The organism is Bacillota bacterium (assembly GCA_033549065.1).
Taxonomy (GTDB): Bacteria; Bacillota; Dethiobacteria; order DTU022; family DTU022; genus JAWSUE01.
In genome coordinates this window covers 37927-63321 of record JAWSUE010000004.1, presented here as the reverse complement: position 1 = coordinate 63321, position 25395 = coordinate 37927, and the positions used below count along the sequence as shown (strand labels likewise).

General features: G+C 44.6%; 27 protein-coding genes and 1 tRNA gene. 23 read left to right on the top strand and 5 right to left on the bottom strand.

Features of this window, described 5'->3' with window-relative positions; all coding sequences use genetic code 11:
- Nucleotides 1-15 precede the first annotated feature (15 nt).
- The 13 genes from SCJ97_03605 (at nucleotide 16) to SCJ97_03545 (ending at nucleotide 13649) form a co-directional block, all read left to right on the top strand.
- On the top strand, nucleotides 16-666 hold the full coding sequence (locus SCJ97_03605) for a hypothetical protein (protein MDW7739131.1): 651 nt from the start codon (nucleotides 16-18) through the stop codon (nucleotides 664-666).
- An 18-nt stretch (nucleotides 667-684) separates the two neighbouring features.
- A complete protein-coding gene (gene tkt, locus SCJ97_03600) occupies nucleotides 685-2673 on the top strand; it encodes a transketolase (protein MDW7739130.1) in 1989 nt (662 codons plus the stop codon).
- Nucleotides 2674-2689: 16 nt separating this feature from the next.
- Nucleotides 2690-3577, top strand: a complete 888-nt coding sequence (locus SCJ97_03595; protein ID MDW7739129.1) for a M15 family metallopeptidase — start codon at nucleotides 2690-2692, stop codon at nucleotides 3575-3577.
- 105 nt (nucleotides 3578-3682) lie between these two features.
- Nucleotides 3683-4039 (top strand): DUF4870 domain-containing protein, encoded by a 357-nt coding sequence (locus tag SCJ97_03590; GenBank protein ID MDW7739128.1) that lies wholly within the window; start codon nucleotides 3683-3685, stop codon nucleotides 4037-4039.
- 190 nt (nucleotides 4040-4229) lie between these two features.
- Nucleotides 4230-6005 (top strand): radical SAM protein, encoded by a 1776-nt coding sequence (locus tag SCJ97_03585; protein MDW7739127.1) that lies wholly within the window; start codon nucleotides 4230-4232, stop codon nucleotides 6003-6005.
- A 324-nt stretch (nucleotides 6006-6329) separates the two neighbouring features.
- Nucleotides 6330-7043 (top strand): tRNA 2-thiocytidine biosynthesis TtcA family protein, encoded by a 714-nt coding sequence (locus SCJ97_03580; protein MDW7739126.1) that lies wholly within the window; start codon nucleotides 6330-6332, stop codon nucleotides 7041-7043.
- 146 nt (nucleotides 7044-7189) lie between these two features.
- Nucleotides 7190-8029, top strand: coding sequence for a CoB--CoM heterodisulfide reductase iron-sulfur subunit B family protein (locus tag SCJ97_03575; protein ID MDW7739125.1), 840 nt, complete (start codon nucleotides 7190-7192; stop codon nucleotides 8027-8029).
- On the top strand, nucleotides 8013-8408 hold the full coding sequence (locus SCJ97_03570; GenBank protein MDW7739124.1) for a 4Fe-4S dicluster domain-containing protein: 396 nt from the start codon (nucleotides 8013-8015) through the stop codon (nucleotides 8406-8408). Before SCJ97_03575 ends, SCJ97_03570 begins: the two co-directional genes overlap by 17 nt.
- A 15-nt stretch (nucleotides 8409-8423) precedes the next feature.
- The gene (locus tag SCJ97_03565) at nucleotides 8424-10409 is read left to right on the top strand and encodes a CoB--CoM heterodisulfide reductase iron-sulfur subunit A family protein (GenBank protein MDW7739123.1); all 1986 of its coding nucleotides are present in this window, start codon (nucleotides 8424-8426) and stop codon (nucleotides 10407-10409) included.
- The gene (locus tag SCJ97_03560; protein MDW7739122.1) at nucleotides 10394-10852 is read left to right on the top strand and encodes a hydrogenase iron-sulfur subunit; all 459 of its coding nucleotides are present in this window, start codon (nucleotides 10394-10396) and stop codon (nucleotides 10850-10852) included. The genes SCJ97_03565 and SCJ97_03560 overlap by 16 nt, the downstream gene beginning before the upstream one ends.
- On the top strand, nucleotides 10834-11808 hold the full coding sequence (locus SCJ97_03555; GenBank protein MDW7739121.1) for a 4Fe-4S dicluster domain-containing protein: 975 nt from the start codon (nucleotides 10834-10836) through the stop codon (nucleotides 11806-11808). The genes SCJ97_03560 and SCJ97_03555 overlap by 19 nt, the downstream gene beginning before the upstream one ends.
- A 10-nt stretch (nucleotides 11809-11818) precedes the next feature.
- On the top strand, nucleotides 11819-12835 hold the full coding sequence (locus tag SCJ97_03550) for a 4Fe-4S dicluster domain-containing protein (protein MDW7739120.1): 1017 nt from the start codon (nucleotides 11819-11821) through the stop codon (nucleotides 12833-12835).
- On the top strand, nucleotides 12822-13649 hold the full coding sequence (locus SCJ97_03545) for an FAD/NAD(P)-binding protein (GenBank protein ID MDW7739119.1): 828 nt from the start codon (nucleotides 12822-12824) through the stop codon (nucleotides 13647-13649). Before SCJ97_03550 ends, SCJ97_03545 begins: the two co-directional genes overlap by 14 nt.
- A 64-nt stretch (nucleotides 13650-13713) precedes the next feature.
- Here the strand turns inward: SCJ97_03545 and SCJ97_03540 are convergent, their stop codons facing one another.
- Nucleotides 13714-14235 carry a gamma carbonic anhydrase family protein gene (locus SCJ97_03540; GenBank protein ID MDW7739118.1) on the bottom strand — a complete coding sequence of 174 codons (522 nt, stop codon included), beginning with the start codon at nucleotides 14233-14235 and terminating at the stop codon, nucleotides 13714-13716.
- 205 nt (nucleotides 14236-14440) lie between these two features.
- On the opposite strand from SCJ97_03540, the gene larB reads away from it, so the two are divergent.
- The 5 genes from larB to murI all read left to right on the top strand — a co-directional run bounded on the left by larB (nucleotide 14441) and on the right by murI (nucleotide 18848).
- A complete protein-coding gene (gene larB / locus SCJ97_03535; GenBank protein MDW7739117.1) occupies nucleotides 14441-15205 on the top strand; it encodes a nickel pincer cofactor biosynthesis protein LarB in 765 nt (254 codons plus the stop codon).
- Nucleotides 15205-16422, top strand: coding sequence for a nickel pincer cofactor biosynthesis protein LarC (larC, locus tag SCJ97_03530; protein ID MDW7739116.1), 1218 nt, complete (start codon nucleotides 15205-15207; stop codon nucleotides 16420-16422). Before larB ends, larC begins: the two co-directional genes overlap by 1 nt.
- A 110-nt stretch (nucleotides 16423-16532) precedes the next feature.
- On the top strand, nucleotides 16533-17318 hold the full coding sequence (locus SCJ97_03525; protein ID MDW7739115.1) for an HTH domain-containing protein: 786 nt from the start codon (nucleotides 16533-16535) through the stop codon (nucleotides 17316-17318).
- Between the two features lie 181 nt (nucleotides 17319-17499).
- Complete coding sequence (locus SCJ97_03520) at nucleotides 17500-18021, top strand: DUF2179 domain-containing protein (protein ID MDW7739114.1); 522 nt, start codon at nucleotides 17500-17502, stop codon at nucleotides 18019-18021.
- Between the two features lie 2 nt (nucleotides 18022-18023).
- Entirely contained in the window at nucleotides 18024-18848 is an 825-nt protein-coding gene (murI, locus tag SCJ97_03515) for a glutamate racemase (protein MDW7739113.1), read from the top strand.
- Between the two features lie 10 nt (nucleotides 18849-18858).
- Here murI and SCJ97_03510 read toward each other — a convergent pair whose 3' ends face one another.
- Together SCJ97_03510 and SCJ97_03505 are read right to left on the bottom strand one after the other, a co-directional pair.
- Nucleotides 18859-19764, bottom strand: a complete 906-nt coding sequence (locus tag SCJ97_03510) for a M48 family metallopeptidase (GenBank protein MDW7739112.1) — start codon at nucleotides 19762-19764, stop codon at nucleotides 18859-18861.
- Nucleotides 19764-20336 carry a LemA family protein gene (locus SCJ97_03505; GenBank protein ID MDW7739111.1) on the bottom strand — a complete coding sequence of 191 codons (573 nt, stop codon included), beginning with the start codon at nucleotides 20334-20336 and terminating at the stop codon, nucleotides 19764-19766. Before SCJ97_03505 ends, SCJ97_03510 begins: the two co-directional genes overlap by 1 nt.
- Before the next feature lie 179 nt (nucleotides 20337-20515).
- Here SCJ97_03505 and rph point away from each other — a divergent pair, with 179 nt between their 5' ends.
- The 4 genes from rph (at nucleotide 20516) to SCJ97_03485 (ending at nucleotide 22640) form a co-directional block, all read left to right on the top strand.
- Complete coding sequence (gene rph / locus SCJ97_03500; protein MDW7739110.1) at nucleotides 20516-21286, top strand: ribonuclease PH; 771 nt, start codon at nucleotides 20516-20518, stop codon at nucleotides 21284-21286.
- 5 nt (nucleotides 21287-21291) lie between these two features.
- Nucleotides 21292-21891: an XTP/dITP diphosphatase gene (locus tag SCJ97_03495; GenBank protein ID MDW7739109.1), complete on the top strand. Its 600-nt coding sequence runs from the start codon at nucleotides 21292-21294 to the stop codon at nucleotides 21889-21891.
- A gap of 78 nt (nucleotides 21892-21969) precedes the next feature.
- A tRNA-Pro gene (locus SCJ97_03490) sits at nucleotides 21970-22046 on the top strand.
- Between the two features lie 117 nt (nucleotides 22047-22163).
- Entirely contained in the window at nucleotides 22164-22640 is a 477-nt protein-coding gene (locus SCJ97_03485; protein ID MDW7739108.1) for an NAD(P)H-dependent oxidoreductase, read from the top strand.
- 43 nt (nucleotides 22641-22683) lie between these two features.
- On the opposite strand, the gene larE is transcribed toward SCJ97_03485, so the two are convergent.
- Nucleotides 22684-23493: an ATP-dependent sacrificial sulfur transferase LarE gene (larE, locus tag SCJ97_03480; protein ID MDW7739107.1), complete on the bottom strand. Its 810-nt coding sequence runs from the start codon at nucleotides 23491-23493 to the stop codon at nucleotides 22684-22686.
- A gap of 33 nt (nucleotides 23494-23526) precedes the next feature.
- Nucleotides 23527-24504: a tocopherol cyclase family protein gene (locus SCJ97_03475; GenBank protein ID MDW7739106.1), complete on the bottom strand. Its 978-nt coding sequence runs from the start codon at nucleotides 24502-24504 to the stop codon at nucleotides 23527-23529.
- A 362-nt stretch (nucleotides 24505-24866) separates the two neighbouring features.
- On the opposite strand from SCJ97_03475, the gene SCJ97_03470 reads away from it, so the two are divergent.
- Entirely contained in the window at nucleotides 24867-25145 is a 279-nt protein-coding gene (locus SCJ97_03470) for a DUF2769 domain-containing protein (GenBank protein ID MDW7739105.1), read from the top strand.
- Nucleotides 25146-25395 lie beyond the last annotated feature (250 nt).

Here is a 25395-nt window from a genome sequence, read left to right as displayed (position 1 = left end):
GGGAGGTGGAATGCATTGAAATTTAATACCCGCTTTTTAATGGTATTTTTGCTGACCACCATATTTATGATTTTGCTTATTGGATGTCTAGTTGAACCTACTCAGGTAAGTCCGCCGGCAGAAGAAGAGATTGACGAAGAACCTGAGGTAGAAGAGGTAGAAATAGATGAAAATGATGAAGTTGGTGAGCCTGATCAGCCTCCGGCGACAATCATCTCTGACTACTATTGGCCCTGGATCAGTCATGCCCAACTAAGTTTATCCAGTGGAGAGGTCATTCTTGGCCCGGATCTTTTTGTATCCGATATTGGATTTATTGCTGAGTTTACCGAAGAATATGCTTATACCGGCCGGCTGATCTGGTTCGTTGAAGAGTCGGATGTATTTGATCTGGATTGGGTAAATCTGGCATTTGATGTAGAATATTATGAACAAAATGAGTGGTTGTCTGACATCTACTTTGAATTTAATATTGAAGACCTTATGTTAGAGTCCGGTGAGGAAGGTATCCGTGAAGTGATTGTAAATCAATCTGATGAACAACAGGGTTTCAAAGTAATTATTAATACAATTATTTTTGGCAAACAACAGGAGAGCGCTGTGACTGGCGGGCTAAGCGATTACATTGCCCTGGACGTAGAAATGATAGTCATTGGTAATCCATAAAGAAGGAGTGTTTGGAAATTGAACAATATTGATCAAGTGGCTGTAAATACAATCCGGTTTTTAGCGGTTGATGCAGTTGAAAAAGCTAACTCAGGACATCCCGGACTTCCCATGGGAGCGGCAGCTGTAGGCTATACTCTCTGGAAACACCATCTGAAGCATTGCCCCGATTGTCCGGATTGGGTTGACCGTGACCGTTTCGTTCTTTCAGCAGGACATGGTTCGATGCTGCTTTACGGGCTCCTCCACCTGTCAGGATATGCTCTTCCCCTGGAGGAAATAAAAAATTTCAGGCAGTGGGGGAGTAAAACCCCAGGCCACCCCGAATATGGATACACTCCAGGTGTTGAAACAACTACCGGACCTTTAGGCCAGGGTTTTGCCAATGCGGTGGGAATGGCCATTGCAGAAAGAAGACTGGCAGCAGAATTTAACCGGCCGGGGTATACACTGATTGATCATTATACTTATGTCCTCTCCAGTGATGGCTGCATGATGGAGGGGGTAACGTCTGAAGCTGCCTCGCTGGCCGGCCATCTTGGATTGGGGAAACTAATTTGCCTTTATGATGATAATAAAATTACCATAGATGGCAGCACGGACCTGGCATTTACTGAAGATACCGGTCTCCGGTTTAGAGCATACGGCTGGCAGGTTTTACAGGTTGAAGATGGCAACCGGATTGACCTGATTACTGAAGCTTTGGCAATGGCCAAGAAAGAAAACAATAAGCCCAGTCTCATTATGGTCAGAACCCAAATAGGTTACGGAGCTCCTAACAAGCAGGGCACTGCTGATGTGCACGGGGCTCCCCTGGGTAAGGAAGAGGCAGAACTGGCCAAGAAAAATCTTGGTTGGCCGCTGGAGCCTAAATTTTATGTTCCGGAAGAAGTCTACACCCTGTTCAATGAAATTAACCTGAAACACAAAAATGAAAAAGAGGAATGGGACAAACTCTTTTCTAGATATCGGGAAGAGTACCCGGAACTTGCAGATAGCTGGAATAAATGGTTTTCCGGGCAGGTACCTGAAGAACTTCTTGATGATTCCCGGCTTTGGGAATTTGATGGTAAAGAAATGGCAACACGTTCCGCTTCCGGTCAGATCATGCAGGTTTTGGCAGAATACATTCCAAACCTGATCGGGGGTTCAGCAGACTTGAATGCTTCAACTAAGACCAGCCTGAAGGGTTTTGGAGATTTTCAGGCAGGAGAACCCGCTGGAAACAACATTCATTTCGGTATTCGGGAGCATGCGATGGGGGCTGTATTATCAGGAATTGCCCTGCATGGAGGATTAAGGCCTTACGGATCGACCTTCCTAGTCTTCTTCGATTATATGAAACCTGCGGTCAGGCTCTCGGCTATAATGGGTATTCCGGTTGTTTTTATTTACACACATGATAGTATTGCTGTGGGTGAAGATGGCCCCACCCATCAACCCGTTGAACACCTTTCCAATCTGAGGTCAATTCCCAATATGCATGTCTTAAGGCCTGCTGACGGGGCGGAAACTGCGGCAGCATGGCTGCATATCCTGCAGCGGCGTTGCGGACCGTCGGCCTTGATTTTATCCCGGCAGAATCTGCCGCAGTTGGCCGGCACAGGTAAAGATGCTCTTAAAGGTGGATACATATTAAGTAGGGAGACAACAGATAAGCCGGATATGATAATAGTTGCTTCCGGATCGGAAGTTAACCTGGTCCTGAAGGCAAAGAAGGTTTTGGAGGATAGGGGTTACTCGATCCGCGTTGTCAGTATGGTTTGCCGGGAACTGTTTATAGCCCAGGATAAACATTACCAAAAGCTTGTGCTGCCGGAATCAGTTCAGAAAAGACTGGTTGTAGAGGCTGCTTTGCCTATGGGTTGGGAAAAAATTGCCGGCCCGGGAGGAGAATTTATCGGTGTAGATGATTTTGGGGCGTCAGCTCCCGGAGAATTAGTTATGGAAAAAAGAGGTATATGTGCTGAGGCTATCGTTGAAAAAGCAGAGAAAATGCTTGCATAAATATGGAGGCTCCTTATTGTTAAATCGCTCAGATCTTGAATTAACTATTAAATATATAAGCATGTTTATTATCATTCTCTTTACTGTGGTTTTAACCCTTAATCTAACCGGCTGTGACCAGGCATCGCAGGATTTGCCACTGGAAGTGGCTGAAGAAGATGATCTAAATAATGAAGAGGCAAACGGGTCTTCATCGGATTCGGGAGATGAAGAAATTGGTGAAGATGAATCTGAAATAGATGTTCCTCCAGAAGAAGATAACCCGGAAGATGGTTCACCATTAATAGATCATGAAAGTGATAATGAGAATCTTTCCGGTGTAAAAGTAGTTTCTGACGGTGATTACCTGTTGGCCCTGGTGACAAAAGAAACAACCCTGAAAAGTGACTATCATCCAACTGATTTAAGCCCTATTCCGGCATACATGTTTCCTTCCAGAGAACTATATTTAAGGGAAGAAGCTTTGATGTACCTGACCGATCTCTGGAATGCTGCTGAAGCAGACGGGGTTATTCTTAAGATCATCTCGGCATATCGCAGCTATAGTTATCAAAAGAGCCTTTTTCAAAGTTATGCGAACAGGTATGGTGAAACCCAGGCTAACCGCTTCAGTGCCAGGGCGGGCCAGTCTGAGCATCAGTTGGGCACTACTGTCGATTTTGGAGGAACTGACGTTGATCTTAAGGCGGCTTTTGCCCGGACAGAACAGGGGCAATGGCTTGCTGAAAATGCACACCGATTTGGCTTTGTTTTGAGTTACCCGGAAGGAAAGGAAGAGATAACGGGATATATATTTGAGCCATGGCATTATCGTTACATCGGGGTGGGTGCAGCTGCTGAATGGAAAGCATATGGACTCACCCTAAATGAATACCTGGATTCAAAGCCCCAGTATTATGATTAAATCTATAGTTTAGCCGGAACACTTGAAATAATCGGCATAATCGCTTATGATTAAACAAGAGTCGGGTTTCGATTACCGGCATACTGATATTAAGGAGGGATTCTAATGACAAATGGTATACAGTTAACCCAGGAAGAAAAAACGTTTGGAATGCTAGCTCATCTGGCTGCACTTGCCGGCTTTATTATTCCTTTTGGCAACATCATCGGGCCGCTTGTTGTTTGGTTGATTAAGAAAGATCAGTCAGCATGGGTAGACAAGCAGGGTAAAGAATCACTTAACTTCCAGATTTCGATCACCATCTATGCGATCGTAGCCGGTATACTGACTATTATAGTAATCGGAGTATTATTGCTGATTGCAGTTGGTATATTCTCTCTGATCATGATCATTATTGCTACCGTAAAAACAAATAACGGAGAGGATTATCAGTATCCGCTGTGCATCCGGTTTATCAAGTAGAATCAGGTTATATAGAATTATTCCTTTGAATAGGGGTAGGATAAAATCCTACCCCTAAGGTCTCAATAAAAGATTCCGAAGCACCAATGACGCTCCGGTATAATTGCGGACATATTTATAAGGATTGCCAAATAAGTGCACTTATCAGCATTATTTCTGTCCGTATTAAAACCAAGGGGGAGTGTCATAAATGAATAAGATCTTACTGGTTGAACCTCAATCGAAGGAAGACCATGTCTACAAGCATGTCCGTATGCCCCGCCTGGGGCTGCCTATTCTAGCCACACAACTAAAAAACAAAGGGTATGATGTTGAAATATATATGGGAACCGCAGATTCATTGCCCATGGAAAAGTTGCTTGCAGCAGATCTTGTCGGTATATCTACAACAACAGCTACCTGTCGTGAAGCATATCAGATAGCCGGTTTATTGAGAACAAATAATATTCCGGTCGTTATCGGTGGTATTCATGCTACTTTTTTACCTGAAGAAGCTCTCAAATTTGCTGATTATGTAGTACGTGGAGAAGCGGAAGAAACTTTTCTTCCACTCATTCAATCTATAGAAGAAAACAAACTGAAACATGATATTCCCGGAATATCTTACTGGTGTAATGGAGAAGAAATCCATAACCCCGGGTCCGAAATAAAGATAGACATGGACTCCTTTCCCATACCGGACCTCTCTTTATTCAATGGTCATTCAAAATTGCGGACTATTCCTGTCATGACATCCAGAGGATGCCCTTTTAGCTGTACCTTCTGTTGTGTAACCGAGATGTTCGGAAGACGCTATCGACATCGTTGCACTGAAAGCGTATTGCAGGAGCTGGAGCGTTATGAAGGCAAAAATATATTTTTCTGTGATGATAATTTCACAGCTAACCCCGGGCTGACCAAGGAGCTGCTAAGGGGAATTATTGATCGTGGGATAAAGCTAAATCGATGGGGTGCACAGGTTCGGGTAGATGCTGCCCGGGATGAAGAGCTTTTAAGCCTGATGAAACTTTCGGGTTGTGGAATAGTCTATATAGGTTTTGAATCTATCAACCCCGAAACACTGAAAGATTTTCAAAAACAGCAAACGATAGAAGATATTGAAAAAGCAATCAACTGCTTTCATAATCACGGTATAAGAATTCATGGTATGTTCGTTTTCGGTGGTGAAGCAGATACTGTCGATACGATCAGACAGACTAAAGACTTTGCACTGCAGAATAGGATTGATAGTATTCAGTTTATGACACTAACCCCATTTCCGGGGACTGCTTTCTACGATAAACTGGAAAAAGAGGGAAGGATTTTAACCCGTGACTGGTCACTTTACGATGGTCACCATACCGTATTTCAGCCTGCCCTTATTCCTGCTGAAGAACTCCAGCTTGAATCGGTTAAAGCCCTGAAAAAATTCTATTCTTTCAGGAATATTTTTCTTAATGTTCCGCTTACCGGTTGGGCAACAGCGATCCACAGGACAATTGGATGGATTCTGACCAGACATTTCGAACGTCGAAACCGTTGGTACTATAAACTTCTAAAACAGAATAAAACTCCGGCTGAAAAACCGATCGCTCTATTTTATCGGTTATTCAGAGGAACGGACTATCCGAGAATGGATTTGAATGTCGCTAAATCACACTTAAAGATTTCGATATCCGAGCAAAAAGGAATTTTGTATTTAAAACTGAGAGGTTTGATCAACAGCTTACAGATAAAAGATCTTAAACGTTCCCTGAATGGACCGCTTACAAAACAATACAGCCAACTGGTAATTAACATGGAAGGGCTCGGGTTTGTTTCTGAAAAAACAGCGGGAAGGTTTTGGTCATATATAGAACGGCTGGCATCCAGAGTACGCAGGTTACAGGTAATTGTCATACCCGATAAGCATTCATTTGCTTTTTTCGTAAACGAAAAAAGGAAGAAAAAATTACCGCCTATTGAAGTTGTTTTTCAAAAGAGGTAGCAGATTGTTTCCAGTCAAAAGGCAGTGATCCAGTATCCCAAAATAAAGGCTAATACAGAAAATATTAGCACAAGTCTCCAGGGATGTTTGCGTCGTTTCGTGGTTTTTTTCAGGTGGCGTGCCAATTAAGTGCCTCCATAAAAGAAATCAAAATTGCTGTCCAAATTATTATAACATGGATAGACAAGCACAATGTATTTATCCTGTACATCCGATTTCATTTAAACTTCAGCGTTGTCAGCACTCTAGTTATATATTATAAATAAATAAGGCTGAAAAGCTTATTTAAGTAGCTAAACTGGAAGGCGAAAGGATGCCCGAGCATTGCGCCGTAGCGATGGAAAATGGTTTTTCACCAGGGTAAAAAGAACAATTTACAATTTCAAGATGATCAGCGAGGGTGATAAAGTAGCAGTCGGTCTTTCCGGGGGAAAGGATAGCGCCGCCCTGCTATACATCCTGAATCTATTCAGAAAGCATGCCCCCTTTGATTATGATCTCCATGCAGTTTATGTTCATCTTGGTTGGCCGGTTAACCTTGATCCAATTGAATTGCTCGCCAGAAAACTGCAAATCCCGTTACATGTTGAAGAAACTGCGATTGCCCGGATAGTATTTGAGACCAGGAAAGAGAAAAATCCATGTGCGCTTTGCGCAAATATGCGTCGTGGTGCTCTGCACCAGGCAGCAAAAAAGATTGGAAGTAACAAGGTTGCCCTGGGACACCATCTTGATGATGCAGTACAAACCTTCATGCTAAATCTTATCTATACCGGATTTATGGGAACCTTTAAACCGGTTACCTACCTCGATCGCACAGATCTCTACATGATCAGACCGCTGATCCAGCTGCCTGAAAAAACCCTCGCTTCCCTTGTTACAAGGGAAAACCTGCCCTTACTTAAAAACCCCTGTCCCATCAGTGGTGAAACAAAGCGAAAAGAAATAGCTGAACTTTTTGAAGGACTTGTTACCCGCTATCCTGACCTACGTGAAAAATTTCGCTCTGCATTATTAAAAAGCTCTTTCTGGCAATAAGTTGTCAACAACCCCGTCCCCCTGACAGTTTTTATTGATTCTAAAATTTATAATTATTATTTTAAAATTTATAAAGGTGTTTTTTTACTCCTGTCGAATCTAGTTATTTAGCTTTTTATTAACCTGCCCATAGGAGGTGCGCTTTAGTGCGCTATCGTTATTTTCCAGGATGTACCCTCAAAGGACAGGCAAAAAACATGGAAAATGCCACAATGGCTGCTGCTGCAGCCCTGGGAATCCAGCTGATCGAACTGGATGAATGGCAGTGCTGCGGTGCTGTTTATCCATTGTATGAAGATGAGCTGATCACTCTTCTCTCCCCGGTTCGAACCCTTGCTGCGGCAGAAGGTGAACCGCTGGTATCTCTGTGTGCCGCCTGCCACCACGTTTTAAAAAGAGCTCAGGAATTGATGCAGCGTAATGAAGATGCCCGTAATAAAGTTACAGACTACCTCGAAGTCGACTATACCGGTGAGGGGCGGGTTCTTCATTTTCTGGAAGTCCTTCGCGATGACCTTGGCTTTGATAAGCTTGCTGAAATGGTTAAAAAGCCACTTGAAGGACGAAAAGTAGCAGCCTATTATGGTTGTCTATTATTGAGGCCTTCAAAGGTTATGCAGTTTGATGATCCTGAAAATCCCTCAATCATGGAAGATTTGTTAAAAGCCCTGGGTGCTGATGTTGTTAAGACTCCCTATCGCATCGAATGCTGTGGCGCTTATCTCTCGGTTACTGAAGAAGGGGTTGCCCGCGATACGGTGGCAAAAATTCTAGATTCCGCCCGAAATGTCGGTGCGGAAGCGCTGATTACTGCCTGCCCCCTTTGCCGTTACAACCTTGAAAACTGTGCTGAAGAAGACGGCAAAACTCCCATCAAAATCTATTATTTCAGTGAACTTCTTGCAGAGGCGCTCGGCTTACAATTTGATCAACTGATATCATCAGCCCTGGAAAGGAGGCGAAGCAGTAATGACAGCGAGCAGTAAAAGCCGTTTAATAGATGAAATGCGTATGCAAAGCGGGCAGGATCCTTCGTGCTGTTTTCAGTGTGCCAAGTGCAGTGCTGCCTGTCCGGTAACTGCCGCCATGGATTTACTGCCACACCAGGTAATCCGCTATTTACAGCTCGGTCTGGAAGAAGACCTGGCAAAAAGCAAAACGCCCTGGATCTGTGCTTCCTGTTTCACCTGCGCAGCACGCTGTCCACGTGATCTTGATCTGGCCAGGATGATGGAAGGTATTCGACTGGTTATGCTGCGCCGCCGGGATGGAAATAAATTTGGACCCGCAGACCTTACACCCGAGCAGTTAAAAAAACTGCCACAGCAGGCTTTGGTCAGCGGTTTCCGTAAATATAACAAATAAGGGAGGTTGTGGACTTTGCCGAGAACGGGAGTATTTATCTGTCACTGCGGTACCAATATTGCCGGCACGGTAGATATTGAGAAAACTGTTAAAGCGTCCCGCAGCTTCCCCGGTGTGGTGCACGCTGATGATTACCGGTATCTCTGTTCTGAAATGGGACAGGATATAATTAAAAATGCTATTAAAGATAACAACCTCGATCGGGTGGTGGTAGGTACCTGTTCGCCGCGAATGCACGAGCAAACATTCCGCAAGGCAGCCTCTGAAGCCGGGCTTAATCCATATATGGTTGAAGTGGCTAACATCAGAGAGCATTGTTCATGGGTGCATCGTAACATGGACGAAGCAACCCCAAAAGCGGTCGCTCTCGTCAGGGCGGCTGCGGCCAAGGCTGCGCTGAATGATCCCCTGGAAGCCCCGGCCATTGAGGTTGAGAAGAGAGCTCTGGTTATCGGTGGAGGGATCGCCGGTATACAGACTGCACTGGATATAGCTGAAGCGGGTTATGTTGTCGATTTAGTTGAACGGGAACCGAGTATAGGCGGGCGCATGGCTCAGCTTGAGAAAACTTTTCCAACGCTTGACTGCTCGGCATGTATTCTGACCCCAAAGATGGTTGAAGCAGCCCAGCATCCGAATATTAACCTGATTACTTACTCCGAGGTTGAAGAGGTGAAAGGTTTTGTCGGCCAGTTTGATGTTAAGATAAGGCAGAAAGCACGCAGTATAGATCCGGTCAAGTGTACGGGTTGCGGCATATGCTATGAAAAATGCCCGGCAAAAGCCCCTTCAGAATTTGAAATGGGCAGGGCTAAACGAAAAGCGATTTATGTGCCTTTTCCTCAGGCTGTGCCTAACATACCGGTCATCGACCGTGAAAACTGCCTCTATTTCAAGAAAGGGCGTTGCCAGATCTGTGCCAAGGAATGTCCTCCTCAGGCTGTTGACTATGAACAGCAGGATGAAATACTCGAACGTCGTTACGGAGTTATCGTTGTAGCTACGGGTTTCGACCAGCTTGATCCTTCAATTTACGGAGAATATGGTTACGGCCAGCATCCTGATATCCTTACCGGTCTTGAATTCGAGAGGCTCTTTAATGCTTCAGGACCTACAGCGGGCAAGGTAGTCCGTCTTTCAGATGGCAAACCGCCCAAAAAAGTTGTTTTCATCCAGTGTGTCGGTTCTCGTGACAAAGCACGCGGAATGAATTACTGTTCAAAGATATGCTGCATGTACACTGCCAAGCAGGCCTTACTGCTCAAGGAAAAATTACCGGATGCAAAAAGTTATGTATTTTATATTGATGTCAGAACAGCAGGGAAGGGTTATGAGGAGTTTCAACGCCGGGCTGCAGAAGAATACGATGTTGCCTACCTGAGAGGTCAGGTTGGGAAAATATTCCCTGAAAATGATTACCTGGTTGTCCGGGGAGTTGATTCGCTCAGTGGGAAAACGATTGAGATCAACGCTGATATGGTAGTCCTCGCTGCTGCGGCAATTGCCCGATCAGATGCAACTGAATTGGGACGGATTGTCGGTATAAACAGCGACAGTTACAAATTCTTTAATGAAGCACATCCCAAGCTAAAGCCGGTAGAAACTCATACTGCCGGTATATTTATCGCCGGTGCCTGCCAGGCTCCGAAAGATATACCCGATACAGTTGCCCAGGCCGGCGCGGCAGCGGTAAAAGCAATCGGTTTGCTCTCCAAAGAACTCCTTAAGGGAGAGGCATGCACTGCTGAAGTTAATCAGGCTGAGTGTTCCGGTTGCCTCTACTGTGAGGCAGTCTGTCCATACAATGCAATTAACCCGGTTGAAATTGAAGAACGATATCACGGAGGCACTCTGCAGCGTACGGTTGCCGAAGTCAATCCGTCACTCTGTCAGGGCTGTGGATCATGCACCGTTATATGCCGGTCAGGGTCAATTAATCTGAGAGGCTTTACAAACGAACAAATTTTGGCGGAGGTGGATGCCATATGTCTACAGCGCTAAACGAAACCAAAGCTAACTGGGAACCCCTGATTGTTGCCTTCTGCTGCACCTGGTGTAGTTATGCCGGCGGAGACCTTGCCGGAACCAGCAGGATGAGCTACCCCTCCAACGTGAAGGTTATACGTGTTCCCTGTTCGGGAAGAATGAACCCCATGTTCGTCCTCCGGGCATTTCAGCGAGGCGCTGATGGTGTTCTTGTTGCCGGCTGCCACCCGGGAGATTGCCATTACACAACGGGTAACTATCACGGTCGCCGCCGCCTCTCCGCGTTTAAGAAGCTCGTTGAATTTGCCGGATTTGAGCCGGAACGTTTTGAGGTAAGGTGGATATCAAGCTCTGAGGGCGATAAATTCGCAGAAGAGATGGAGACGATTACCGAAAAGATCAAGGCCCTGGGGCCGAACAGAAAGATGAGGGATGCCAGATGGCAGAGCGTAACGTAGACGAGTTGAAGAAAATACGCGATGTTGTAAGCCAGGATTTACTGGGTGGTCGCATCGATCTGCTTCTCGGTTGGGAGAAGGGTCATTACTGGTGGCAGTCGCGCCCGCTTTTTGCCGCCAGGGAGGAGGACCTTGAAAAGCTCACCTGGGATTCTTTTTGTGCTGTTAATCTCAGTCGGTACCTTCTGGAAGAGCTGAAAGATCACCAGAAAGTAGGAGTTTTGGTCAAGGGTTGTGACTCACGGGCTTTTAACCGTCTTTTACAGGATAATATGGTCAAAAGAGAACAGGTCATTCTTTATGGGTTACCCTGCCCGGGGATGCTGGATTATAAACTTATTGTTCATTATGCCGAAGCTGAGCCGGTAGGAATTGTCGAACAGAACGGGCAGGTTGTAATTAAAACAGCCGCTGGCGAAAAAACAGCTGATCGTCAACAACTGCTTATGGAAAAATGTCGTGGCTGCCTCTATCCCGATCCTGTGGTTTACGATCAACTACTACTTGAACCACAGGGTGTAAAAGAGGTTGAAGAGCGCTTTAAATCGATTGAAGAACTTGAATCTCTTTCAGACGAAGAACGTTATGCGTACTGGGAAAAAGAGCTTTCCCGCTGTCTTCGCTGTTATGCCTGCCGTCAGGCCTGCCCCTACTGCAGCTGCCGTGAGTGTTTCGTGGAACAGGAAAATCCGCGCTGGCAGGGCCGTGCTTACCAGCCCAGTGAGAACTTTATGTTCCATTTAATCAGGGCTTATCACGGTGTGGGACGCTGCATTGATTGTGGGGAATGCCAGAGAGCATGCCCGGTAGATATACCCCTGCAGGAACTGAATCGGAAGCTAATAAAAGATATTAATGAGCTGTATGGTCATTATGAAGCCGGACTGGATAATGAAACAGAACCACCGCTGCTGACTTACCGGCCCGATGATCCTGCTGCTTTTTCTGAGAAGTGAGGTGGCCACAATGAAGAAAACAATAAGCAGGGACAAATTACCCGATCTATGGAAAACCCTGGCAGGGAAAATGCAGCTTTACCTGCCTGTTCAGGATGGGCCGGCAGTCCTTCTTAAACAGTGGGAGGAAGGCGTAGATGTTAACCTCGATGCTGTGAATACTGCCATATCAGTAAAAGATATTTTCCTGCCCCGTGAGGAAACATATCTACAGTACCACTGTAGTGGTCAGACCCTGGAGCTTTCTGAAATGGAAGATTTCCAGCCAGCAGTTGCATTTGGTATTCACCCCTGTGATTTGAAAGCTGTAGAGCTGCTCGATAAGGTTTTCATGGATCAGGAACCTGCCGATACTCTCTATAAAAAGCGACGTGAAAAAACTACCGTGGTTGCCCTGGCCTGTAATAAGCCGGATCCATTCTGTTTCTGCAATGACTTTGCTATTAACCCTGCCGATGCTCCGGGTACAGACGTGATGGCTCACCTGACTGAAAGTAATCTGCTGCTTGAAGCAAGAACTGAAAAGGGTAAAAATCTTTTGGAACAGTTGGGTGAATTACTGGAGGATGGCTTCAAAGAAGACCAGAGGCAGAATGAGTTTAAGACAGCCGACTTTAACCTCAGTCTGGAAGGTCTGGCGGATAATTTAAAGAGCCGCTTTGATGATCCCCTTTGGGATGAACTCTACAAAAGCTGTCTTGGCTGTGGTGTTTGTACCTATGTCTGTCCAACCTGTTACTGCTTCGACGTTGAAGATTACGGACATGCCTATGAAGGAGAGCGCTTCCGCTGCTGGGACAGCTGCATGTTCGGTGAATTTACCCAGATGGCTGGTGGACATAATCCCCGGACTGGCAGAAAAGAAAGAGTTCGGCAGCGTTTTCTTCACAAACTGCAGTACTATCCCGAGACATATGGTGAAATTGCCTGTGTCGGCTGTGGTAGATGCCTGCGCAGCTGTCCCGTGAATCTCGATATTGTGCAGGTTATAAAAGCCCTGGGAGGTGAAAAAGTTGAGCAGCGCTAATCCCTTAGTTCCTCAAAAGGCCACCGTGCTCGATATTACTGCCGAGACTCCGGATATAAAAACCCTGCGGGTATCCGGCAAAGATGGCCTGCCTTTTGACTTTAAACCCGGGCAGTGCGCCATGATTTCAGTTCCACCGGTCGGAGAAGCAATATTTTCTATTACCTCTTCACCCACCTGTCGTGACTGTCTCGAATTCAGTATTAAAGAAGTCGGTTCTGTATCAAGTGCGCTGCACGCTCTCAATCCCGGTCAGCAGATCGGTATCAGGGGTCCCTACGGCAATGGTTTTCCAGTTGAACAAATGCGTGGAAAAGATCTGCTTTTTATTGGTGGTGGTATAGGACTTGCCCCACTTCGTTCACTGATCGGTTACTGTTTTGCAAATAGAGTTGAATACGGTCATATCGATATTGTCTACGGAGCCCGCAGCCCGGCCGACCTGATCAGGAAAAGTGAGATCAGGGAAGACTGGCCGGCTCAACCGGACACCAGTGTATACCTGACAGTTGATGCCGAGTTTCCTGACTGGAGTGGACATGTTGGCTTTGTGCCCTCCTATGTTTCCGAACTGGCCTTTACACCGGAAGGCAAGGTAGCCATAACCTGCGGTCCTCCGATTATGATCAAATTTGTTCTCAAAGCATTGGACGAACTTAGGTTTTCACCGGATCAGGTAATCACAACCCTGGAAATGCGCATGAAATGCGGTGTGGGAAAATGCGGCCGCTGCAATATAGGCCCGGTTTACGTATGCAAAGACGGACCTGTATTTACCCTGGCAGAACTCAACGAACTCCCTGCCGAATACTAAATCAAAATCAAACCTAAATAAGTGTACGATTCAAAGCCTGTCCACTTTTCGTACACTTATTTTTTTATTTTTTGCCTATGCCCTGTTTTATGTATCTGTTTGCCAGATCCTGGTACATTGGAGCGCTGGTGGCAACCCACATGAGTGAGGCGCCGGTTATTTCCTTCTTAACTTCTGCCGGAACCCCGGCGACAAGGTGCCTGGGTGGGATTTGCATGTTCGCCGGAACGACACTACCGGCGGCAACCATCGCTTCTTCTCCGACAACTGAAAAATCCTGAATGACTGAATTCATGCCGATGATTGCTCCTTTCTCAATGGTGCATCCGTGAAGTACTGCACCATGAGCAACCGTTACATTTTCACCGACAATAGTTTCACAATCAGGGATAACATGTACCACAACATTATCCTGAACGCTGCTGCCTTTTTTTACGATTATCCTACCGAAATCTCCTCTCAAAACTGCTCCAAACCAGATGCTTGCGCCTTCTTCGACAATCACATCTCCGATTAAAGTTGCTGTCGGTGCTACAAATGCGCCATCACTGACCTCCGGAGTTTTACCTTCAAAGCTTACAAACATAGTCAGCCCGCCTTTCGAATCAGGATCAACCTGCTATTACAGCTGCTTTTAAAAGATAGTTAGCCTATTTTTCTATATATGAATCGCTTTTCCTTCAATCTGCACGTCCGGGTTGTGTTATAATTTATAATGTTATCTGCAAATCAGCAAAATGTGACATTTATATACGCCATGTCAAATAAAATTTCGAAGGGAGCCGATTATTATCGACGCAAATAAATTTCGGGAACTGCTTAAGGATGTCCGTGATGGCAAGATAAGTATCGAGAAGGCTTCTGAAAAATTACAGTTTATGCCTTACGAGAACCTTGGTTTTGCCAGGGTTGATCACCATCGGCACCTGCGCCGTGGTTTTCCTGAAGTTATCTTCTGTCCTGGTAAAACTGCAGAGCAGGTAGTTGCCATAGTCGGCAGCCTTTCTGTAACAGGTGGTACTGTTTTGGCTACCAGAGCAACTCCTGAGATTTATGATGCGGTCAGGATAGAATTTCCCGGTGCCGAATACCACAAAGTAGCAAAAGCCATCGTAGTTCCTGGAGAAGAGATTTCTGAAAAGACAGGATTGGTGGTTATTGTTTCAGCAGGGACAGCAGATCTTCCGGTAGCCGAGGAAGCTGCTCTGACAGCAGAACTGATCGGCAGCAAAGTCGAAAGAGTTTACGATGTAGGGGTTGCCGGTATTCATCGGTTATTTGACTGCTGGGATAAAATCAGCAAGGCAAGGGTTATCGTTGTTGTAGCCGGTATGGAGGGTGCCCTGGCCAGTGTTGTGGGAGGCCTGGCAGCCTGTCCGGTGATAGCTGTGCCAACAAGTATAGGGTACGGTGCAAACTTTGGCGGGCTTGCTCCGCTACTGACTATGCTGAACAGCTGTGCAACGGGTGTTGCTGTGGTTAATATTGATAATGGGTACGGGGCCGGTTATATGGCAGCGTTGATTAACAAGGTTGGCAAAGGAGAAACAGTTTGATGTACAATAGTGAAGCCCGTAACGGGATTACCATTTATTTTGATTGTTACAGTGGGATAAGCGGCGACATGGTTTTAGGGACGCTCCTGGATCTTGGCCTGGAACTGAACCGACTTCAGAAAATGCTTGATGGTCTTAAACTGCCAGGTTACCGGCTCGAATCAGAGAAGATATCCCGGGGTGGAATTCAGGGAACCAGGGCAAAGGTGATCCTCGAAGATCAAAAACCGGTAATGAGAAATTTACCGGAAATATTAAGCTTGATTGATAAAGCAGATCTGCCGCAGCCGGTTCGGGAAAACAGTACAGCCGTATTTAACAATCTGGCTCTTGCTGAAGCAAAGGTTCATGGAATATCCGTTGAAAAAGTTCATTTTCACGAAGTCGGAGCAATTGATGCTATTGTTGACATTGTGGGAGCGAGCTGTGCTTTTTACCTCTTGGAGGTTGAGCATATTTTCTGTTCACCTCTGCCTACAGGTAGAGGTGAAGTCAAGACGGCACACGGAAAGTTACCCCTCCCCGCACCGGCAACTTTGGAACTGCTTGCTTTGCGAAATGTTCCAATCAGGGGCTCTGAAGCAGAATTCGAGCTTGTCACCCCAACGGGTGCGGCTATTATTACTACTTTTGCCGAAGCATTTGGCCCAATTCCTGCCCTTACGCTTGAATTGGTTGGCTATGGGGCGGGAAGCCACGATCCCGGCTATCCAAACTACCTGAGGACTCTTATGGGTACTGCTGCCGGAAAAGTTATAGGTTATGATGAAGAAGTTTTGCTGCTTGAGACAAATATTGATGATTTAAATCCTGAAATTTATGGTTATCTAATGAAGAAACTATTTACTGCCGGCGCACTGGATGTTTACTACACCCCGATACAGATGAAGAAAAACCGTCCCGCAGTTAAAATTACAGTACTAACATCTCCGGACATGGCAAACATAATAAGCGATCTTCTATTCCTTGAAACAACAACCCTCGGGGTGCGATTAACTTATGGCCGAAAAATCATGAAGCACCGCGAAACAGCAGTGGTCGAGACTGACTGGGGGCCGATCAGAATCAAATATGTTCCACAAGGCGATAATGCAATTCCTGTCCATTACGCTCCCGAATTTGATGACTGCCAGGCAGTGGCTGAAAAATCAACACTACCACTTAAAGAAATTTACAGACTGGCGGAATCTTTATTCCGGTCGGGTTATCGTAAATAATAACCATAAATATTTTCAGGAAACACAAACAAAGAGTGGTTATTAAGAGTTTGAATATTGTTGACATATTTAATATTTTGTAATATAACAAATAAAAGGAGGATTAATCAATGGACGGAAATATTATACTGGAAAAAATCAGGCAGATGAACCGTGCTTTCCTCCGAAGCGATGAACAATTGCTTACAATGGATGAAGCAGCGACAATTATTGCTGAGGTCATTGGTTCAGATGTCCTGGTTGTAGAGCGAGACGGCAAGGTTTTAGGCAGTGGGCTGCCCACTGCGGGAAACAATAATTTCTTTGAACCACTGGTTAAAGAAGGCTTTTTACCGGAAGGCTCGGCCTTGATGGGCCTGGTTAAAGCTTGCGAACCTTTAGTTGATAAACCATTTAAAGAGAAATCCGGAAGTAAAAAAAACTTCACACTTTCCATGATCCCACTTTTGAGTAAAGGCAGATGCCTTGCTACTTTATTATTAGGCTACAGTGAGAAAGAGTTAGATAAGGAAAAATTGGTTGTTGGTGAAGCAGGCTCAGCGCTTATTGGTATGATGATTTTGCATAAGGTAATCGATCAGAACGAGGAAGACACCAGAAACAGAGAACTGGCGGAAGTAGCTTTTGAAAGCCTGTCATATTCAGAGGTTGAAGCAATTCGGGAAATTCTTAAAAATCTCGAGAATAATGAAAGCGTAGTTGTTGCCAGCAAGATAGCTGATAGCCTTGGCATCACCAGGTCAGTTATTGTAAATGCTTTAAGAAAATTTGAAAGTGCAGGGATTATTGAATCGAGATCTTTAGGCATGAAAGGCACCTTTATCAGGGTTAAGAACACGCATGCACTGGAACTGGTTGCAGCCAGGTCCGAACGTTTTGGGGCAGCGTTTCGTTAAGAATAGATATAAAAGTAACACAAATAAATAAAACAGTGAAATCAACCGGTTGTGATACTTTCAAAGGCATAACCGGTTTTTCATATTAAAGATATTTCATTGACAGCACTATTACAGGTTGTTACAATTAGGTCTGATGTTTAAACTAACTTAGCACGAATTGTAGATGGAGGGGTTTTAAGTGTCTATATTTTTGACATTTTTAGCGATATTTGTTGCAAAGATCAGCCACGTAAGCCTCGGTACTCTGCGCATTATTTACCTCACCAGAGGACAGAGCAAGATAGCGGCAGTTATCGGTTTTTTCGAGGCAATTATCTACCTTTTTGCATTGAGTATGGTTCTAAATAACCTCGATCAGTGGTCCAATATACTGGTTTACGGTTTTGGGTTTGCAGTCGGAAACCTTGTCGGTAGTATTATCGAAGAAAAATTAGCAGTTGGCTATGTCCATATACAAATTGTAACGATCCATAATTGCGGTACACTTGAAGAAGTCCTTCGAGAGAATGGCTTTGGGGTTACCTCAATTCCCTGCTACGGCAAAGAAGGGGAACACAGGACACTCCAGGTGTTGCTTAAAAGACGGGAACTGCCCCATTTCCATAAACTGATGGATAAGGTAGCCCCTGAAGCTTTTATTTCAATATTTGATACCCGCAAAATTATGGGTGGATATTTTACAAGAATGAAGGCGAAATAGAGATGGCAATAACTGGTGAACAGCTAGTCAATGCTCATAAGGCGATCGGCGTAATTGATTCGGGTGTTGGTGGGTTGACAGTCGTGCGCGAAATCAGCAGGTTAATGCCTGATGAAAGCATTATATACTTTGGCGATACAGCCCGTATGCCTTACGGACCGCGTTCTTCAGAAGAAGTACGCGGTTTTGTTTTTGAAATGATCAAGTACCTGCAGCATCAGGAAATTAAAATGCTGGTAGTGGCCTGTAACTCTGCCACCGCAGCTGGATTGCCCTATTACCAGGCATTTTGTGATTTGCCGGTCATCGGCGTGATCGAACCCGGAGTCAGGGCTGCTCTCGCTGCAAGTCACAACAAAACTATCGGGGTAATCGGGACAGTCGGGACAATAAACAGTTCAGAATATGTTAAAGCCCTGCAAAAAAATAACGGGAATCTAAGGATCTTTACCAAAGCCTGCCCTTTATTTGTTTTACTGGTGGAAAATAACCTTGTGAACACTCCTGAAGCAAAGAAAGTAGCGCATGAATATCTCGACCCCCTGGTGTATGAAGGAATTGACACCTTAATACTGGGATGCACACATTACCCACTTATGGCAGATTTAATCCAGGAAGTTGTTGGTCCTGAAGTGAGATTAATTAATTCTGCTGAAGAGATAGCCTTTGAAATCAAAGCAATATTAAGAGAATCTGAACTTACCAACCCGCTTAAAAGTAAGGAAAACCGCTTTCGGTTTTTCGTAAGCGGTCATCCGAGATCATTTGAAGAGGTAGGAGCAAAACTGCTTCAACAGGATATCATAGCATACCAGGTCCTGTTTTAAACCAGGTTGTTTACATAGCTCTTAAGCGTTTAATTCTATCCTCTGCCGGCGGGTGGGTTGAGAAAAGAACGCTCATCCGATTTGCTGCTTTCAATCCAAGTGCAGGGTTTACGATATATAGTCCGTTTAATGCACTGTTTTCAAGCCTGTTATTGGGAACCTGCATATTTGTGATTTTTTCCAGAGCGCTGGCCAGTCCTTCGGGATAACCGGTAAAGTCAGCTGCTGTTGCATCTGCAAGATACTCGCGCTGCCTGGAGATGGCAAACCGGAGAAGTTGAGCAAATACGGGAGCCAGGATCCCGATAATGACAAGGACCAGAATGCCGATCAATTGCCCTTGCCCGCTCCTGCGACCTCCACGGCCAAGTCCACCAAACAATGCCGATCGGCGGACAACAACTCCCAGAAATACAATTGTTCCGGCCAGCACAACTGCTACTGTTGCCAGCAGCACGTCATAGTTATTTATATGAGCCATTTCATGAGCGATAACCCCTTCAAGCTCCTGGCGGTTCAACCGCTTCAGCAGTCCTCTTGTAACTGCGATTATCGAATTTTGCGGGTTTCTTCCGGCTGCGAAAGCATTGGGTACTTCACTCTCGATTATATACAACTTAGGTACCGGTTTTCCGGCAGCTATACTCAGTGCTTCAACTGTATTATAAAGGAAAGGTTCGTCTTTTTTTGAAACCTCTCTTGCTCCGGCCATTGACGTGACCACTCCCTGGCCACCGAAATAACTTACCAAAAAGAGGACTATGAAAACCAGGAAGGCCAGGATAAAGCCTATTACCGGATCACCGATGTAGATTCCACCAAAATAGCCTATGATGGCAAATAGAACGGCATAGAGGATAAAGAGGAGGAAGGTTTTTCTTTTATTGGCCGCAATTCGACCGTAGATTGGATCCATCACCTTGCTTCACCACCGCCTATTTCAACATGGGGAGCAGATCTTGCCTTATCTGATTCGACGGCGAAAAATTCCCGTGGCTTAAATTTTAACAGATTTGCCACAAGATTGGATGGGAATCGCTGGATTACCATGTTCAGAACCATCACTGTCCGGTTATATCGCTGGCGGGCATATGCAATCTTATTTTCAATTCCAACCAGTTCTTCCTGGAGCATTAAAAAGTTCTGGTTTGCCTTTAACTCTGGATAGTTCTCCGCTACTGCAAATAAACTCTTTAAAGCATTAGTCGCTATGTTATCAGCACCGGCGTTTTCCTGAATGGATGTGGCTTTCATCCAATCAGTTCTTGCTTTTGTGATTGCCTCGAGAAGTTCCCGTTCGTGAGTCATGTAACCCTTAACGACATTGACCAGGTTGGGTACCAGGTCAAAACGTTTTTGCAGCAGGGTATCAATATTTGCGTAAGCAGTATCAGCCATGTTTCGTAAACCAACCAGCCGGTTGTAAGTATAAGCAATGAAAAAAAGAACCAGGGTGATTACAGCCACTATCACGTATGGGCCATCCATCAAATAACCTCCTTCGGAGAGCTAAGAGTAATTATTCTTTGTTATCAATGGTTTTCCTCTATACATTATACAGTGAAACAGAAAAATAATCTTGCGATACCAAATCTTAAAAGAAGAGGAATTGAATACATGGTGAGGAATAGTGAAGGAAAACAAATTAATATGAAAGGAAAGATCATATGCGACATGACGGCAGGGAAAACGATCATCTGCGTCCTCTTAAAATCACACGCTCTTATTTGAAATTTCCTGAAGGCTCTGCACTCATTGAACTGGGAGATACCAGGGTGATCTGCACTGCTACAATTGAAGATAAAATCCCCGCATTCCTTAAAGGAATGGAGCAGGGCTGGGTTTCTGCGGAATATGCCATGCTTCCCCGCTCAACATTTGTACGTTCATCCAGGGAACGATCAGGGGCAAGCGGACGAAGCATGGAAATCCAGCGTCTGATTGGTCGATCACTGCGCGCTGTAATAGACCTGAAAGCTCTGGGAGAAAGAACAATATGGATCGATTGCGATGTACTTCAGGCTGATGGTGGTACCCGTACGGCGGCAATAAGCGGTGCTTTTGTTGCCCTTGCCGAAGCGATTTATCACCTTCAGGATAGTGATAAAATCGATCAATTTCCCCTCTATGATTACCTGTCGGCGGTCAGTGTTGGAATGGTAAATGGCGGTATACTGCTCGATCTCGCTTATATTGAAGATGCTGTGGCTGAGGTGGATATGAATCTGGTTATGACTGCAGACGGCAAACTGATAGAAATTCAGGGCTCGGCTGAAGATCAACCATTTAACCGGATTCAGCTCGATCAAATGATTGATCTAGCTTCAAAAGGTGTGAAAACTATAACTGCAGTTCAGAAACATGTTCTTGGATCAGTGATAACCGGTTTGATTGATAAAAGTCGGATATCATTCAGCCAAAAAAACCTGGAGGAATAACTGTCTTGAAAACGTTGGTTCTTGCAACCGGTAATCGCAACAAGGTAAAGGAGATGAAGGAGCTGTTGGCTGGCCTGCCCGTTAAGATTCTTACTATGGATGGTTATCCCGGCCTGGTTATGCCAGAGGAGGATCAGCCCACATTTGCGGGAAATGCTGCTGTAAAAGCAGAAGCAGTATCTGAATTTACCGGAGAGATAGCTTTGGCAGATGATTCAGGTCTGGAGGTTGATGCTTTAGAAGGTCGTCCCGGTGTTTATTCGGCACGCTACGCTGGAGAGGATGGTAATTACGAAGCTAATAATCAACTGCTGCTCAAGGAACTTGAAGGTATCCCCCCTGAGAGTCGAACCGCTCGTTTTGTCTGTGCTATTGCTGTATCTGTACCCGGAGATCAAACATACATAGTTGAAGAATCGTGTCCGGGACGGATTGCTGAAAACCCTGATGGCGACGGCGGTTTCGGCTACGATCCGCTATTTATATATGAACCTTCCGGAACAACCTTTGCCCGCATGAGTCCGGAAGAGAAGAATGCTGTTAGTCACCGCGGAAAAGCATTGCGCAGCGCTTATCATGTCCTTGAAAAATTATTCATCCAGTGACAATAAACGTTGTATTATTGTTATTTACTTGTGCTTGTGCTACAATATGCTTTGTAGAAATGAAAGTTACAGTGACGTCGGGGCGTAGCGCAGCTTGGTAGCGCACTTGGTTTGGGACCAAGGGGTCGCTGGTTCGAATCCAGTCGCCCCGACCATAAAAACGCGGAACTCCGACCGCGTTTTTTATTAATCAGGCAACTACTACGGTGATAGCAAATTAAAGGATGAAAGGAGAATACCCGTTTTATCATTTAGCTGCGGGTCTGGCAAAGATGGCTAAAATACTGATTATCTATCACAGCCGTACAGGCCATATCAGGAAAATGGCTGAAGCGGTGGTAAAGGGAGCCAAAGGCACGGGAGCAGAAGCAACTCTATGCAAAGTTACCGAATGTAATGTTGATGATCTGCTCAAACATGACGCAGTAATCGTCGGTTCTCCCACCTATTATGGATTGGTGGCAGGACCGATTAAAGATTTCTTTGATCGAAGCGTAATTCATCATGGTAAACTGGAGGGAAAAATCGGTGGGGCATTTGCCAGCTCTGCCATACTGGGTGGCGGGGTTGAAAGCACCATATTAAGCATTTTACAGATGATGCTGGTACACGGCATGATAATCCAGGGTCAGAGCAAGGGAAATCACTTTGGTGCAGTTTCTATCGGTTCACCTGATGAAAAGGTTCTTGATCAGTGTTTGAATCTCGGTAAAAGAATTGCAAAACTGGCTTCCAGTCTCCACGGCTGAGTAATAAATTAATAATAGTACTCAGAGTACTTTTATTAACTTATTATTTCAAGGTTTCATTCATACTTCCTGTCCTGTACCCCAGGATATCCAAAGTAACATAGGTGAAACCCAGTTCTCTGAATTTGTCATAGATCAATTGTCGATTAATCCTTTCCATCAATCGGGCAAAACCGGTTTCATCGGTTTCTATCCTGGCCAGGTTTCCATGATAGCGTACCCTGACCTGGTGTAAGCCAAGATCCAACAAAAATTGTTCTGCAGCATCGATCATCAACAATCTTTCCGGTGTAATGCTTTCGCCATATGGGAAACGTGAAGAGAGACAGGCAAAAGATTGCTTGTTCCAGGTTGGCAAGCCTAATTCTTTTGATAGTTTGCGGATCTCTTCTTTAGTCAGCCCGGCGTGACGCAGCGGACTCTTTACGCCAAGTTCAGAAATGGCGATATGTCCCGGCCGGTAATCTCCTTCATCATCAAGATTTGATCCCTCGACAACATGATTAAGGTTTTTTTCACTGGCTATAGACTGTATTTTTGAAAAAAGTTCTGATTTGCAGAGGTAACAGCGGTTTACAGGATTATCAGAAAACCCGTCGATATCAAGTTCTTCTGAATCGATTATTATATGTTTGATCCCGTTTTCTTTGGTAAAAACCGAGGCTTCTTCAAGTTCACGCTTAGGAAAACTCAGAGAACGGGCAGTTACGGCTATTGCCCGATCACCGAGAATATCATGGGCAATCTTTAAAAGGAAAGTTGAATCGACACCGCCAGAAAAAGCAACAGCAACACTTTCCAGGGTTTTCAGGTAATCGCGAAGCTTGTCGACCTTTTCATTTATACTAACCATTAATAATCTCTCCGTTCCGTCTGTATCCAATTATTAGTCAAGCACCATCATCTGCTTACCACCGTATTCAACTCCGGCACATCTGCCAGAGTCATTAATAATTGTTTGCCCCGTTTGTAGATCTATTAATTCCAGGTGTAAGTTACCCTGCAGGTTTTCCTGGACCAGGGGAATCATTTTATCTCCACGGGGTCCGTTAAGCAATATAAAATTATCATATTCGGTTTTACACTTCACATGTAATCTGTGTCGGGAATTATTGAAGTTCATAATAACATCGCTACCTTTGCTGACCACCTCTATCTTACTGTGATTAATTGAAGTAAATTCATAAAAATCATTGTTAACGTAGAGCCCGGCCAGAAATCCCCTGAAATTGCTGAAAAGAAAAGGAATGTGGCCTATCGAACAGCTAAAGGAGGCACGTGCCGTTTGGAAATGGTTGCATTGGATCCAGATCCATGAGTAGGGAAAAGCAGATCCCCAGTTTTTCTCAATGTAACCTTTGCCCCCTCCGAAATCTATGTTTTGTCCTTTGAAATCAAGTGATCCTGAAAGATCAAAATCCATGGAACAAACCTGGCTGTAGCACTGCATTTTGGGGATATAGTTATAAAAACCCATACTGCCCGGATTCAAAAAGTTGTCCGGCCATTTGTTATGATTACTGAATTTGATTTTACCTATTAAACTAACTTCCGGGCGGTCAAGTTTAAAATTCAAACCCTCTATTCCGAATTTGTTTTTATCGATATTTAAAGAGAATATTCTTTTATCTGTCCCGAAAGACTCTACAGGAAACCGAAGGTAATCATAAGTTTTTTTCATGCCGTCAACTATCTGAATAAATGAATGCGAGTAATCTCTGTTTGGGCTGTAATAAATGCCGGGTATAAAGGCAAAAGCATTTTCCATTCCGGCATCAACCAGCTTAAAATACCAACCTTCAAAAAAGGTTTTTTCTGTCCGGTCATGATAGAGGTCTGGGTTGCGCAAACTTTTTAAATTCATCATTAGTCCCTGTAATAGATTAATAGAATCATTGGGTTTTTATAATAACATAAATATCTTTTAACACCCTTGCATTACCTGATATCGTAAGTCCACAGATCATGTTGATACTCTCCGGCTGTTGAGAACGATTATCTATTTAAATGGATACTTTTTATCCAGATATTTCGGCTCTTCGTATTTGTCTTTCATAATCGGTCCCCCGATGATAAGAATTTAGATGGAACCATTTCGACGAAACTCACGGATAAGCCTTTTTTGTTTTGATAAATTTAAGTTCACTTGACAGGCAGCAGTTCAATCTGTACATTCTAATAAACTAAGGAATAAGTAAATATATTAGATTGTCGGAGGTGATCTATATGCAAAAAGTGCCCAAGACAAGGAAAAACCTTCTAAAGTGTTTATGTAAAAAATGCCCTACCTATTCATTTACCTGCAAAATGATGTCTATCCCGGGGAATATAATACTATTGATGGATACCAAAGATGACAGGCTGCATGCCGAAACCATGTTCTGTGCTTACAGCAAGAGTCAATGTATAAAAGATGAAAAGGGCTGCATCTGCCGGAAGTGTGAGGTATACAAAGAAAATGAATTATCCGGGATGTATTTTTGCCTTGAAGATGGAGGCAAATAATAAGGGAAAAGTTTCGGTACATAATTAAACCAGGTTCCAACAGACCTTTAGCTTACCTGCAGAATCAACTTTCCCGACCATCTACGGCTGTATTCCTTCGTCTCTAAAGACGAGATCCTTCAGCCTCCGACCGGTTCTGTGTGTTCCTGCGCTGCGGTTTCCGGCGCTTCCCGGCTCCGTTCCGGTATAACCCTTCACTTTGCCTTTCCGCTTCAGTTCCTTGCAACTGCCTGGTTCTCTTGGATAACGC